13 protein-coding genes are annotated in these 12,749 nt (G+C 51.6%); 4 read left to right on the forward strand and 9 right to left on the reverse strand.

Annotation, left to right across the window (positions count from 1 at the left end):
• The 4 genes from waaA to VIN66_RS03525 all read right to left on the reverse strand — a co-directional run.
• A partial coding sequence (gene waaA, locus VIN66_RS03510; RefSeq protein WP_331922700.1) for a lipid IV(A) 3-deoxy-D-manno-octulosonic acid transferase occupies positions 1–1,451 on the reverse strand: 1,451 nt, incomplete at its 3' end.
• A 3-nt stretch (positions 1,452–1,454) separates the two neighbouring features.
• Entirely contained in the window at positions 1,455–2,237 is a 783-nt protein-coding gene (locus VIN66_RS03515; RefSeq protein ID WP_331922701.1) for a glycosyltransferase family 2 protein, read from the reverse strand.
• Positions 2,238–2,239: 2 nt separating this feature from the next.
• Positions 2,240–3,022, reverse strand: a complete 783-nt coding sequence (locus VIN66_RS03520) for a glycosyltransferase family 25 protein (protein WP_331922702.1) — start codon at positions 3,020–3,022, stop codon at positions 2,240–2,242.
• A gap of 97 nt (positions 3,023–3,119) precedes the next feature.
• Positions 3,120–4,061 (reverse strand): DUF6492 family protein, encoded by a 942-nt coding sequence (locus tag VIN66_RS03525; RefSeq protein WP_331922703.1) that lies wholly within the window; start codon positions 4,059–4,061, stop codon positions 3,120–3,122.
• Between the two features lie 207 nt (positions 4,062–4,268).
• On the opposite strand from VIN66_RS03525, the gene VIN66_RS03530 reads away from it, so the two are divergent.
• The 4 genes from VIN66_RS03530 to gmhB are packed head-to-tail and all read left to right on the forward strand — an operon-like array spanning position 4,269 to position 7,941.
• The gene (locus VIN66_RS03530; protein ID WP_331922704.1) at positions 4,269–4,850 is read left to right on the forward strand and encodes a D-sedoheptulose-7-phosphate isomerase; all 582 of its coding nucleotides are present in this window, start codon (positions 4,269–4,271) and stop codon (positions 4,848–4,850) included.
• Entirely contained in the window at positions 4,850–6,310 is a 1,461-nt protein-coding gene (gene hldE, locus VIN66_RS03535; RefSeq protein ID WP_331922705.1) for a bifunctional D-glycero-beta-D-manno-heptose-7-phosphate kinase/D-glycero-beta-D-manno-heptose 1-phosphate adenylyltransferase HldE, read from the forward strand. The genes VIN66_RS03530 and hldE overlap by 1 nt, the downstream gene beginning before the upstream one ends.
• Positions 6,311–7,387: a glycosyltransferase family 9 protein gene (locus VIN66_RS03540; protein ID WP_331922706.1), complete on the forward strand. Its 1,077-nt coding sequence runs from the start codon at positions 6,311–6,313 to the stop codon at positions 7,385–7,387.
• Positions 7,384–7,941 carry a D-glycero-beta-D-manno-heptose 1,7-bisphosphate 7-phosphatase gene (gene gmhB / locus VIN66_RS03545; RefSeq protein ID WP_331922707.1) on the forward strand — a complete coding sequence of 186 codons (558 nt, stop codon included), beginning with the start codon at positions 7,384–7,386 and terminating at the stop codon, positions 7,939–7,941. Before VIN66_RS03540 ends, gmhB begins: the two co-directional genes overlap by 4 nt.
• Before the next feature lie 3 nt (positions 7,942–7,944).
• Here gmhB and VIN66_RS03550 read toward each other — a convergent pair whose 3' ends face one another.
• From VIN66_RS03550 to prlC, 5 genes are all read right to left on the reverse strand, one after another.
• On the reverse strand, positions 7,945–8,418 hold the full coding sequence (locus VIN66_RS03550) for a peroxiredoxin (protein ID WP_134057805.1): 474 nt from the start codon (positions 8,416–8,418) through the stop codon (positions 7,945–7,947).
• Positions 8,419–8,486: 68 nt separating this feature from the next.
• The gene (locus VIN66_RS03555) at positions 8,487–9,236 is read right to left on the reverse strand and encodes a class I SAM-dependent methyltransferase (RefSeq protein WP_331922708.1); all 750 of its coding nucleotides are present in this window, start codon (positions 9,234–9,236) and stop codon (positions 8,487–8,489) included.
• Positions 9,236–9,937, reverse strand: coding sequence for a DNA-3-methyladenine glycosylase I (locus VIN66_RS03560; RefSeq protein WP_331922709.1), 702 nt, complete (start codon positions 9,935–9,937; stop codon positions 9,236–9,238). The genes VIN66_RS03555 and VIN66_RS03560 overlap by 1 nt, the downstream gene beginning before the upstream one ends.
• Positions 9,938–10,028: 91 nt before the next feature.
• Positions 10,029–10,523: a hypothetical protein gene (locus tag VIN66_RS03565; RefSeq protein WP_331922710.1), complete on the reverse strand. Its 495-nt coding sequence runs from the start codon at positions 10,521–10,523 to the stop codon at positions 10,029–10,031.
• Between the two features lie 81 nt (positions 10,524–10,604).
• Entirely contained in the window at positions 10,605–12,653 is a 2,049-nt protein-coding gene (gene prlC / locus VIN66_RS03570; protein WP_331922711.1) for an oligopeptidase A, read from the reverse strand.
• Positions 12,654–12,749: the final 96 nt, after the last annotated feature.

A 12,749-nucleotide genomic window follows, 5' to 3' on the forward strand; every position in this document is an offset into this window, starting at 1 on the left:
TGCTGAACAAACCAAACAGTGTTGCGGCCACTGGAATGGCCAGTCACTAACCCTTGCTGCTGCCAGAACGCCGGCTCAAAATAGCCAAGTTCAAACTGTGGGAAAAAAGCCGGATCGAACCAGGCTATGCTGCCGGAAGCCTCTTTCTTAACGATCTGTGCCAGCGGCAACAGAGCCTCAACCTGCAGCATAATACGTGCAACAGCACCCTGTTGGTTGCGGTACAAATCCAGGCCTTTGCCACCCAGCCGCTGCGCCAGCTCAGGTTGTTGTATCAATTGTTGCACTGCACCGGCCAGGTTGTCAGCGTCTGACACTGCCATATAAGCCTGCTGCTTATTAAGCTGCGTAAAGATCTGTTGAAAATTAAACACATGTGGCCCTGCCAATACAGCTTTGCCAAATGCCATAGCCTCCAGCGGATTATGCCCGCCGCGCTCGATCAAACTGCCTCCGATAAAAACAAAACTGGCCAGCTGATACCAGCTTAATAACTCCCCCATCGAATCTGCCAGCCATACTGCGGTTTCTGGCTGGGGCAGCACGCCGCTGCTGCGGCGCACAAAAGTCAGCTGATGCTGCGCCAGCAGCTGTGCCACGGCATCAAAGCGTTCCGGGTGACGCGGCACCAGCACTAGCAGCAGCTGGGGAAACTGTGTTTTCAGTGTCTGATAAGCCTGAATTAGCAGCTCATCCTCTCCGGCATGAGTACTGCCAGCTACCCACACAACACGCCCGTCAACAACCGGCTGCAAAGCTTGCGCCAGTTGCCGACTGCCAACAGGAATATCCAGCTCAAATTTAATATTACCGGCGACAGCAACATTATTAGCACCCAAAGCACGAAACCGCCTGGCACTGGCGTTATCCTGTGTCAGAATTTGGCTGATCTGTTGCAACATAGGTTTGGTCAGCGCGCTAAAACGCCGGTAGCCTTTGGCAGAGCGGGCAGATAAGCGGGCATTGACCACCAACGTCGGTATCGCTAACGCTTTGCAGTTTGCCAACATATTTGGCCATAACTCTGTTTCCAGAATTAACAGCAGTTGCGGCTGGATCCTGCTTAACCAGCGGCGCATTAGTAGCGGGTAATCAAACGGCAGATAACAGTGCGTCAGTGGCCGGCCCAGCTGTTGCTGTTCATGTTGAAATTTCCCGATAGCTGCAGAGGCTGTTGGTGTCGTGCAGGTTAATGTCAGAGGTAATTGCGGGTAAGCCTGCAGCAGATGCTTAATCAGCGGTTTGGCGGCATTAAATTCGCCGACAGACACCGTATGCACCACTATGCCGCCTCTGGCACTTACGGCTGGTAACCTGAAGGCAAAGCGCTCTGCAAACCGCTGCCGGTAGGCTTTATCTTTACGCGAGCGCAATAGCAGATACAGCAGCAGTAGCGGTGTCAGAATCAGCAGCAATGTGCTGTACAGTATCCGTAAAAGCAGAAATGTCACGGCTTAGCCACTGACGCGGTTGGCTTTAGCATCCGCCACCATTGTCGCCAGAGCGGCATACTTATGAAAAGCATACTGGCCAAGTACAATCGCCATCAGCAGACCGCGCCAGCCGTCCAGAAACCCCAGCCGCAGCACGTATTGCTGCAGAAAATCGGTAAAGAACCGCAGAATAGCATAGGCCAGACCGGCTTTTTTACCGCGGGCAAATTTATCTTCAGCCCCGAGGCAGGCATATTTGATATGTTTTTCCTGACAATGCTGATAGCTGCGCCAGCTATGGTGAATAATTGCCGATTTCAGCACTCTGACCTTTTCATAAGGCAGCAAAAGTGTCTCATGCACCTGACGGTCTTTAAAGCTGGCACCGGTTTTTAAGAACAGCTTGCCCTGAGGCGTGGAATAGCGGCCACGCTTGAGTAACTTACCGAAAAAATAAGTATGCCATGGCATTTTAATAAAGTTGGCATCAAGCTCAGGTTCTGACAGCACCCGGTCAATCTCCAGCTTTAGCTCTGGTGTCAGTATTTCATCAGCATCAATACTCAGTACCCAGTCATACTCGCACCAGGCCAACGCCCGGTTACGCTGCGGACCAAATCCCGGCCAGTCAGTCTGGTACACTTTGTCAGCGTAGCGTTCAGCAATTGCTACGGTATTATCTTTACTGCCTGAGTCCACCACGATCAGTTGATCCACCCAGCCTGCCAGAGACTGCAAACAAGCCTCTATCCGGTCTTCCTCGTTACAACAGATGACAAAGCAGGAGATTTTACGGCTGCGCATACTTATACCTTTTCTGTTGCTGACGGAGTTTTGTATTGCACTGACGAGAGATCACCTGAGAGATGCTTTTTGCGCACAGCCCGCAATTGCAGGCGGTAAATCAGATTGCGCCAGAAAGAAGTGCCGCCTTTGCGGCTACCACCACTCATTTTATCAATTTCGCTTTCAAAACGACTGGCAGACCAAAGCCGGTAAGGCAAAATAGAATACACTGACAGCCCCAGCTCAGGGTAAAACTGCAGATCGACATCAACAGGCCGGAAAAACCGTGGCCGGCTGAGCAGCTTTTTAGCACCTTGCAGCGTTAACGCATAGCCAGTGGTACAGTTTGGTACTTTGGCAAAATTCACCAGTTCATAGCCATCGCCGAGCGCCAATTTTTGCTCGCCTTTACCATCGCGATCATCGGCCAGTTTAATCATATCCCAGTTGTCTAACTGGCTGATTTTCTGCAGCACCGTAACAAATTCAGCTTCCAGATCGATATCATCTTCCAAAATCAGCGCCAGCGGGATCTGTTCATCCACCATACGCTGCCACAGGGTTCTGTGGCTTAAGTAGCAGCCAATCTCGCCGGCAGACAACGGGCGGCGGAACTTTTCCCGGTTCAGTTTGCTATCGTAACAAGCGTCAATGGCCTGTTCCGACAAGTTTTTGCCGTAAATGGCACTAAAGCGCTCAGCCTGAAGCCCCAGCTTGTCCAGCTGCTCAGTAGCAGATTTATAACGTTCCGGGTTCGAATCCAGATTAATCAGCCAGACAGGAAAGCTAAACTGTTGTGCCATTATGTTTTCCATTTTACGTTTTAATGTCGCGTCATTTTACCTAACAAACGCTATTTTACCTAGGCGGCTTCTATGCTGTCGTTATCTGGCTGACAACTTAATGCGCCTGCTCAAACACTAACGGTAGTGAAGGGTCCGGCTGCCGCTGAATAAACGGTGACAGGCGCTCAAACACCTGTTTTGGCGGTAAGCGGGTTTTACTACCCACCACACAGAATAAGCCGGGGTTTTCTGCGGCAAAGCTGTCGGCTACCTGCCAGTGCTCGTACGGGTGTGAGTCATGGATCAGCAGTAGCTGAGGTACTGTTTCGGTACCGGCAATTACATGAAATTTATGCAGCATATCCAGCTTTAATGCGCACAGATAATACAGCGAATATTCGGTCCATTTTAGTTTCAGGTAACGGCCAATCCACCAGTTCCGTGGATCTGACGGGTTATGTAACGAGCACAACATATCCACCCAGTTCTGATTGGCGGCTTTTGGCGTTAACTGCTGCATCAGCTGCTGGCTGATCGTTCTGGACATCAGTGCCGGCGTGACCGTCATACCGACGCCCTCAGGGCCGATATCCGGGCTTATCCCCAACAGCCGGGCGGAAGAGCGCCACCATTTCGGATGCTGCGCGCGTAATTCGTACTGCAACAACGCCTTACCATCAACAATAAGCTGCTGTTCAGTAAGTGGCTTTAAACATACCACATCCGCATCCAGCGTCAGGTAAAACTCGTTCGCCACCTTATCGGCGATAGCAATTTTGACCAGTTGCTGCTTACGCCAACCCCGCATCTTCGGATAACGCTTAAACTCAGGCAGCAATTCATCTTCTGACAGTACTATGATGTTCAGCGCCTGCCAGCGGGCGTACTCCTGTTTAACCAGTTCAACTTCCTGCTCGGGCACGACAATAAACAATTCACTGATAAGGCCAGGTGCCATAAAGGTGCTAAGTGACGTGAACAGAATATGCGCACGCTTCAAATCGTTTACATCATAACTGCCGCAGGCTTTAAGCGGCAGCACAGCACTGATTGCCATAAACACTCCTTGTTATTCAAACAGGGTCTTATCAGGTTCGTTCCGGTTTTAATGACGCACTGCAACATTATAGGGATGTATAACAGCACAAACCGGCATAAAAAGGTGCAATAGCTTAACCGAAGCACAGCGCGCGAGTAAAAACTTCTTTTGCAATAAGCAAGATCCGTTAAAATAAGCTCATTCGTGCACCGACTTGAGCTTGATATGCCAAATATGACCCAAAGTTTTCTGGATAGTTTAAAACGCCATCGCGACGCTTTTGCCACAGTAGAGGCTTATCTCGATGAAGCGATGCAACTACTTGCCGCCGTGCAACAATGTCTGGCGCAGGGCGGCAAAGTGGTGTGGATGGGTAACGGAGGCAGTGCCGCCGACAGCCAGCATCTGGCGGCCGAGTTTATGGTGCGCTACAAAGCAGAGCGCGGCCCACTGGCATCAATAGCGTTAACGACCGATACCTCTATTCTGACCGCGCATGCCAATGACTATCACTTCGACAGCGTATTTGAACGTCAGGTCCGTGGTCTGGTAAGGCAGCAGGATGTGGTGATTGGCCTGACAACGTCCGGCAAAAGCCCGAATATTAATCTGGCGCTGCAAGCAGCCAATGAGCTTGGCGCTTACACAGTAGCATTAACCGGCCGTGATGGTGGTCTGGTAAAAGATATTGCCAAACTGCCTATTATTGTGAAAAACGATGAGACCGCCCGTATTCAGGAAGTGCACATGTTTATCGGCCATTGGTTATGTGAAGCACTGGATCTGGCTATCGTAGAGAATAACTGATGATTGATCTTAGCCTGCTGCAAAACTTGTCTTCAGCCTCTGTGTTGGTGGTCGGTGACGTAATGTTGGATCGCTACTATAACGGCGACTCGCAACGTATTTCACCTGAAGCTCCGGTACCGGTGGTGAAGATCAGCAAAATAGAAGACAAAGCAGGCGGCGCGGCTAACGTGGCGCGCAACATTGCCCATCTGGATGGCAAAGCTGGCTTATTAGGTATTATTGGCGACGACAGCGCAGGCACCTCGTTACAGCAACTGTTAGCCGGTGAGCAAATTCATTCAGAACTGGTTAGCCAGCAGCATAAACCGACTATTGCAAAAATCCGCGTCGTATCACGGCAGCAGCAAATAGTCAGGCTGGATCAGGAAGAAACCTTCAGCGCAGAAGATGCACAGCGTCTGGCTGAGCACTTTGCTGCCGTTTACCAGCAATATGATGTGATAGTGTTCAGCGATTACAACAAAGGCTCGTTGCAGCAGATTGCCGCCATGATCACACTGGCTAAAGCTGCAGGGAAAACCGTCCTGGTCGACCCGAAGCAAACCGATTTATCGGTTTATGCCGGTGCCGATGTTATCACCCCCAACTTAGGTGAATTCAGAGCTGCCGGTGGCAAAATCGGTTCGGTCGAAGACATGCTCAGCTCAGCCAGAAAGCTGATGCAGGATGCCGGTTTGGCGTCAATTCTGCTAACCCGCAGTGAACAGGGCATGAGCCTGATTACCGCAGATGAGCATTTTCATTTTCCGGCGCAGGTACTGGAAGTCAGTGATGTGACCGGTGCCGGCGATACCGTCATTGCCACCTTAGCGGTTATGTTAAGTGCCGGTATGTCGCTGCACGATGCGACACAACTGGCGAATCTGGCGGCTGGCATAGTAGTGGGTAAAGTCGGCGCCGCAACAGTATCGCCGGAAGAGCTGGCAGCAAAGCTGAATAAAGACTTATTCCGTCAGGGTGATTTCTACCAGACGCCGTTTGACAAAGTGCTACAGCATATTCGTTTTGCCCGCCAGAGCGGTGAGCGCATTGTGTTTACCAACGGTTGTTTTGATATTTTACATGCCGGCCATGTGCGTTACCTGGCACAGGCAAAAGCGCTGGGCGACCGCCTGGTGGTCGGGCTGAATTCAGATGCGTCGGTGCGCCGGTTAAAAGGCGAGCAGCGACCAATCAATACACTGGAAGATCGGGCTACCGTGCTGGCCAGCCTGGCCAGCGTCGACTGGGTAGTACCTTTTGGTGATGACCCAAGCGAAAACGACACCCCACTGCAGCTTATCAGCACTATTTTGCCGGATGTATTGGTCAAAGGCGGCGATTACAGCCTTGATACCATAGTGGGTGCAGACGTTGTTATCGCAAACGGCGGTGAAGTGCAGGTGCTGACCTTTGTTGATGGCCGTTCAACCAGCAAAGTGATCCGCAAAATCCAGGATCTGCAGGGAAAGCAATAAGTGACTAAGCAGTGGAAGCCGGCAAACCTTAACTCAATTTGTATTTTACGCCTGTCGGCTATTGGTGATGTGTGCAATGCCGTCTCAGTGGTCCAGAGCATTCAGCGGCAATACCCAAAGGCACAAATCACCTGGGTCATCGGTAAAGTGGAGGCAGCCCTGCTGGCAGGGCTACCCGGCGTGCGCTTTGTCGTGTTTGATAAAAAGCAGGGCAAAGCGGCTTACAGCCAACTGAAACAGGCTCTTAAACACGATTATTTCGACGTACTGCTGCATATGCAGGTCGCTTTTCGCGCCAATCTGGCGTCGTTATGTATTAATGCCGGAATAAAAATTGGTTTCGACTGGCATACCGCTAAAGAGCTGCATGCGCTTTTTATGCGCCACCGCATCACGCCAGCACCACGCAGCCATGTACTGGATGGTTTTCGCCAGTTTGCTAAGGCTATTGGTGTCACTGAGCAAAACCTCGGCCAGATACCGTCATGGCAATTGCCGATTAGCGACGCTGACGAGCAGTGGGCCAAAGCGCAACTGGCTGCAACCGGCAACAACAGAACCTTTATCATTAGCCCGGCAGCCTCGAAAGCCGAACGCAACTGGCTGCCGGAGCGCTACGCCGCGTTGGCAGATTATGCTACTGAACAAGGCTTCGCGGTGCTGTTATGCGGCGGCCCAACCGAGCTGGAGCGCAACTTAAACCAGGCTATATTAGCGCAGGCCAAACAGCCGATAACGGACTTGACCGGCAAAACCAGCTTAAAGCAACTGCAGGCATTGTTAAAACATACCAGCCTGGTGCTTGCACCAGATACCGGCCCTGCCCATATGGCCGTTGCGGCAGGTACACCGGTTATCGGTTTATACGGCCACAGCAACCCCGACCGCACCGGGCCCTATTTATTCCGCCAGTATGTGGTCGAGGTGTATCATCAATCGCTGTTGCAGCAATACGGTAAAACAGCAGATCAGCTAAAATGGGGTACGCGGGTAAAAGGCGCCGATATCATGCAGCAGATAACTGTCGGGGCCGTAACAGCCATGTTTGATAAAGTGGTTGCGGAGCAACAGTTATGAACCATACCCCGGTAGTTAAAGCCGCGTTTTTAGACCGTGATGGCGTGATCAATGTAGACCATGGCTATGTCAGCACTGCAGATCAATTCGAGTTTATCGACGGCGTCTTTGCAGCTTGCCATCACCTGCAACAGCAAGGTTATCTGCTGATTGTGGTGACGAACCAATCGGGTATTGGCCGTGGCTATTACAGCGAAGCGCAGTTCTGGCAGCTGACCGATTGGATGAAGCAGCAGTTTGCTGCAAACGGTGTTGATATAACTGATGTCTTCTTTTGCCCGCACCACCCGGTCAATGCACAGCCTCCGTACCAGCTTGAGTGCAATTGCCGCAAGCCAGCGCCCGGTATGTTACGGCAGGCCATTGAGAAATATGGCATTGATGCCAAACAAAGCCTGATGCTGGGTGATAAAAAAGCCGATATGCAGGCGGCTGACGCGGCCGGTGTTGGCCGTAAGGTGCTGGTGTTATCAGGTCAGAGCCTGAGTGAGGCAGATAAGGCCAATGCTGATGAGATCTGGCCTTCGATAAAAGCAGCGTTAACGCAGGTATAACGCTTACAGCGCCGCCAGGATCACTTCGGCTTTGCTGACTTCAAAGGTTTTCGGTGCTTCAACATTCAGCAGTGTTACCACGCCATTTTCAACAATCATGGCATAACGCTGTGAACGCAGGCCGCCAAAATCACCGGTTTCCATCGTCAGGCCTATAGCTTTATGAAACGCTGCGCCGCCGTCAGCCAGAAAGACGATTTCCTCTGCGTTCTGACTTTTCGCCCAGGCACTCATGACAAACGCATCGTTAACCGCTGTACAAACAATGGCATCGACACCTTTGGCTTTAATCTGATCGGCCAGCGTAATATAGCCAGGTAAATGCGCAGCAGAACAGGTTGGTGTAAAAGCACCCGGCACAGCAAATAGCACAACTTTTTTATTGGCAAAGATCTGGCTGGTGGTCGGGTTCATTACGCCTTCTTTCGTCAGTTGGGAAAAACTGACTTCCGGTAATTTATCGCCTGTTTTAATCATGGTAGCTCCCCTGTTAGCTAAGTACTGGTTAAGTCAATAATGTTAAGTAAGTTGCTGATAAAATAGCACTACATTGCTGCATTAATATACACATCAAAACGATTATTCTTACCACCGACTTCCATTGCAGGCTTCTGACCCGCCAAATATCCGGCGTAACCGGGACGCTTGACCACTACCCGCTTTTGCGCCAGCTGCAGCGCAGGTACCAACAGCGCATCGGCATCAGTGTCGCTGCCAACCACATCATGGAAAGCGCGCATTTCTTTTTTCACCAGGGCAGTTTTATCCCGTGGCGGAAACATCGGGTCCAGATACACCACATCGACTGCTGCATGTGTGGTAAGCGCCTGCAGCGCACTGCAGTGCATCAGCTGCATACGCTCTGCCAGCCAGCTTAACTCTGCTGTTTGCGCGCCACGGCGCAAACCATCGTACAACAGTGCTGCAACGGCCGGGTTACGTTCAACCAGCGTAACGCTTGCGCCAAGGCTAGCCAGCACAAAAGCGTCCCGGCCAAGCCCAGCAGTAGCATCGAGTACGGTAATGTCGCGTTTTTTCTGTAAGCCACAGGCTTTAGCAATGGCTTCATTTTTACCCCCACCATGCTGGCGGCGGTAACTGGCGGCACCACCGGCAAAGTCGACCACAATATCGCCCTGCTTTGGTAGCTCTGAATGGCGCAGCACTAAAGCACCTTGCTGCCAGGCCAGATGCCAGCCGTTGGCATTTTCGGTCAATGTCAGGCCAAACTGCTGGCTCAGGCTGTCGGCATAACTGCGATCAAGCTCCAGGCTTTGTAAAATGCTAAACGCCATTAACGCTGCATCCCCACCACATTTTCACCGACGCTGAGCGCAATAATCTGGCTTAGCTGCTGCAGACTGCGGCCCGATTGCTGCTGCCACAGGTTAAACTGCTGCTGTATCTGCTGCAGACTACGTTTACTGCTGATGCCACCGTCGAACACATTCGTCGCGCGCAGGTAAGCTTCAACATCGTCGCTAAGAATAAAAGTATCTTTGCCTATTGCCCTAAGCGCATAACGGCCGGTGTTACCGCCCAAACGGGCGCCATGCTGTTTCAGATACGCCCATAAGCCGGTAATGTCACTGACAGGCCAATCCGCCAGAAAGCGGGCAAAACTGCCGTGTTTTCGGGCAATATCGTCGATCATCATCGCATTGTGGCGAATGGTAAACACCTTGGCAGCATTGCGGATAATCCGCTCATCACGCGCCTTGGCTTCGAGCATCTCATCACTCATCAGCAGCATTTTTTCGATATCAAAATCAAAAAATACTTCGCAAAAGCCCGGCCACTTTTGCCGGACGACCCGCCAGACAAAGCCAGACTGAAACACTTTTTTCGTCAGCTCGCCCAGCAGCAGGTTATCAGGGATTGCGGCAATATCTGCAGCAGTTGCGCTTTGCCCAAGCAGCGCTTCCAGTGCCGTCGCACCGCCTTTGCGATCACAGGCACGCTGATAAATTTGTTGGAAAGATTCAGCAGTATGCACCAGGTTATCCATCTCTCAAAAATAAGGGCAACAGTGTAACTGCTGCCCCGATATCAATGCCAGCTCTGCTGTGTTACCAAAGTAAAAGTGGTTAAAACGCTGGCGCCTCGCCAGTGCCTTTTAACGTACAAACGCCATTTTCCAGCACCACTGCGGGTTTAGGCACCACAGCACAGTCAGACATCAGACCCAGCCGGTCATTTTCTGATTTCACGGCAGCATTGTATTTACTGATCAGTGCCATTATCTGGCTTTCATTACCCTTTTTCGTGGAGAGTGCAATATAGCTTGAGGGGCCGCCACAGGGCTTACTGCCAAAGCCAACCACCTTGCACTGCTGCACATTATCCGCTTCAGCTTCGCCAATCAGCGCCATGATTTCTGCCCGCATGGCCGGTAAGCTTGCCTGTTCTGCCATTTGCTGTTTCCTCGCTTTTACCGCTGCTACAGGGTTAGTTTGCGGATCAATAGGCTCAACCAACGGCTCGGGCGGTAAGCGTTCAGCATTAGAGCCACTTGCCGCCTGGCCCTGCTGACAACCGGCTACGGCCAGTGTCATAATAAGTATCAATAACTTGGTGCGCATAGTGTCTCCTTCCTGTCCGACATTCAGCTTGGCAGAGCAATGGTGAATTGGCAATGAATTGTTAATTCACCATCCTGCTACTCAACTGGCAATGCCCATATGCCGCAGTAATGCCTCGTTACTTGGCTCACGGCCGCGGAAACCTTTAAACAGCTCCATTGGCTCAGCACTGCCGCCACGCTCTAAAATCCAGCGCAAGAAATCGCGACCGGTGTCGGCGTTAAAAATGCCCTCTTCTTCAAACCGGCCAAAGGCATCAGCAGACAGCACTTCAGCCCACAAGTAACTGTAGTAGCCCGCTGCATAACCACCGGCAAAAATATGGCTGAAGCCATGCTGAAAACGGTTAAAACGTGGCGGAATGATAACCGACACTTCACTGCGTACCTCGTCCAGCATTTGCTGCACGCGGCCACCGTGGGCCGGGTCGTACTCGGCATGCAAGCGAAAATCAAATAAGGCAAACTCAAGCTGACGTACCAGAAACATTGCCGACTGGAAGTTTTTCGCGGCCAGCATTTTGTCCAGCAAATCCTGCGGTAATGGCTCGCCGGTTTCATAGTGGCCAGAGATGATAGCCAGTGCTTCACTTTGCCAGCACCAGTTTTCCAGAAATTGGCTCGGCAGCTCCACCGCATCCCAGGCCACACCGTTAATGCCAGCTACTGCGGCGGCGTCGACTTTAGTCAGCATATGGTGAATACCATGACCAAATTCATGGAACAGCGTTACCACTTCATCATGGGTAAACAGCGCGGGTTTTCCACCCACCGGCTTATTAAAATTACAGGTTAGGTAAGCTACCGGCGTTTGTACACTGCCATCGGCAAGAATGCGCCGGCCCTGGCAATCATCCATCCAGGCACCACCGCGCTTTTTCGCTCTGGCATATAAATCGAGATAAAAGCTGCCGCGCAGCTCACCACTGCTGTCAAAAATATCGTAAAACTTCACATCACTATGCCAGACATCAACGCCATCGCGCTGCTGTACACTGACACCAAACAGCTTGTTCAGTACAGTAAACAAGCCTGCGACAACTTTATGCTCCGGGAAGTAAGGTCGTAGCTGCTCATCCGAAATGGCATATTTTGCCTGCTTCAGCTTTTCGGCATAATAAGTCACATCCCAGGCTGCCAGCTCAGTTACCTGATATTCGCTTTGGGCAAACTGGGTTAACTCAGCTAAGTCTTGCTGCGCCTGCGGCTTGGCACGCCGGGCTAGATCGTGCAGGAAATCCAGCACCTGTGCCGGGCTTTGCGCCATCTTGGTAGCCAGTGACTCTTCGGCTGCGTTATTAAAATCCAGCAATTGCGCCAGTTCGTGTTTAAGCGCCAGCGTTTCTTCGATGATAGCACTGTTGTCAAACTGACCGGCTGTCGGCCCCTGATCAGATGCCCGGGTGCAATAAGCACTGTACATCGCTTCGCGCAGCTCACGCCTATCTGCGTATGTCATGATGGCGATGTAGCTTGGAAACTCTAACGTAAATACCCAACCGCTCAGGTCACGGCTTTTGGCTTCTTCCGCCGCAGCCAGCTTGGCATCTTGTGGCAGCCCCGCTAATTCAGCTTCATCGGTGATATGTTTAAACCAGGCCTGCGTCGCATCAAGCGTATTATTGGCGAAGGTAGAACTCAGCTCGGATAAGCGGCTTTGTATTTCCCCGTAGCGCTGCTTTTTCTCGGTCGATAAACCAATACCCGACAGTTTAAAATCACGCAGGGCGTTCTGAATAACCTTTTGCTGCGCCGCCGTTAAGCCGCTGTATTCTGCGCTTTGCGCCAGCTGCTGGTACTTCTGGTACAAGCCTTCATGCTGCCCAAGCCAGGTGCTGTATTCTGACAATAGCGGCAGGCAGCTCTCGTAAGCCTCACGCAGCTGCGGCGTATTCACTACCGAATTCATATGCGACACCGGCGACCAGAGTTTCCCAAGACGCTCAGCATCTTGCTCCAGCTGTTCAATCAATGTCGCCCAGCTTACCTGCGGCAATGCTACCGCACGCTCAACAGCGGCGCGGGCCTGTGCTATCGCCTGCTCGACTGCAGGTTTTACCTGTTCAGGCTGGATCTTGGAAAAAGGAGGTAACCCGGTAAAGGACAACAGGATGTTTTCAGTGGCAGACATAATAAACCTTAGCTGTTTAGCGCAATAATGCCGTGGATGTTGGGGCGATCCCGTTCAATATCAATCCGGCGTCAGCAAGCCGCGGCTGACAAGCCT

It is taken from the genome of Rheinheimera sp. (genome assembly GCF_036568245.1).
Classification (GTDB): Bacteria; Pseudomonadota; Gammaproteobacteria; order Enterobacterales; family Alteromonadaceae; genus Alishewanella.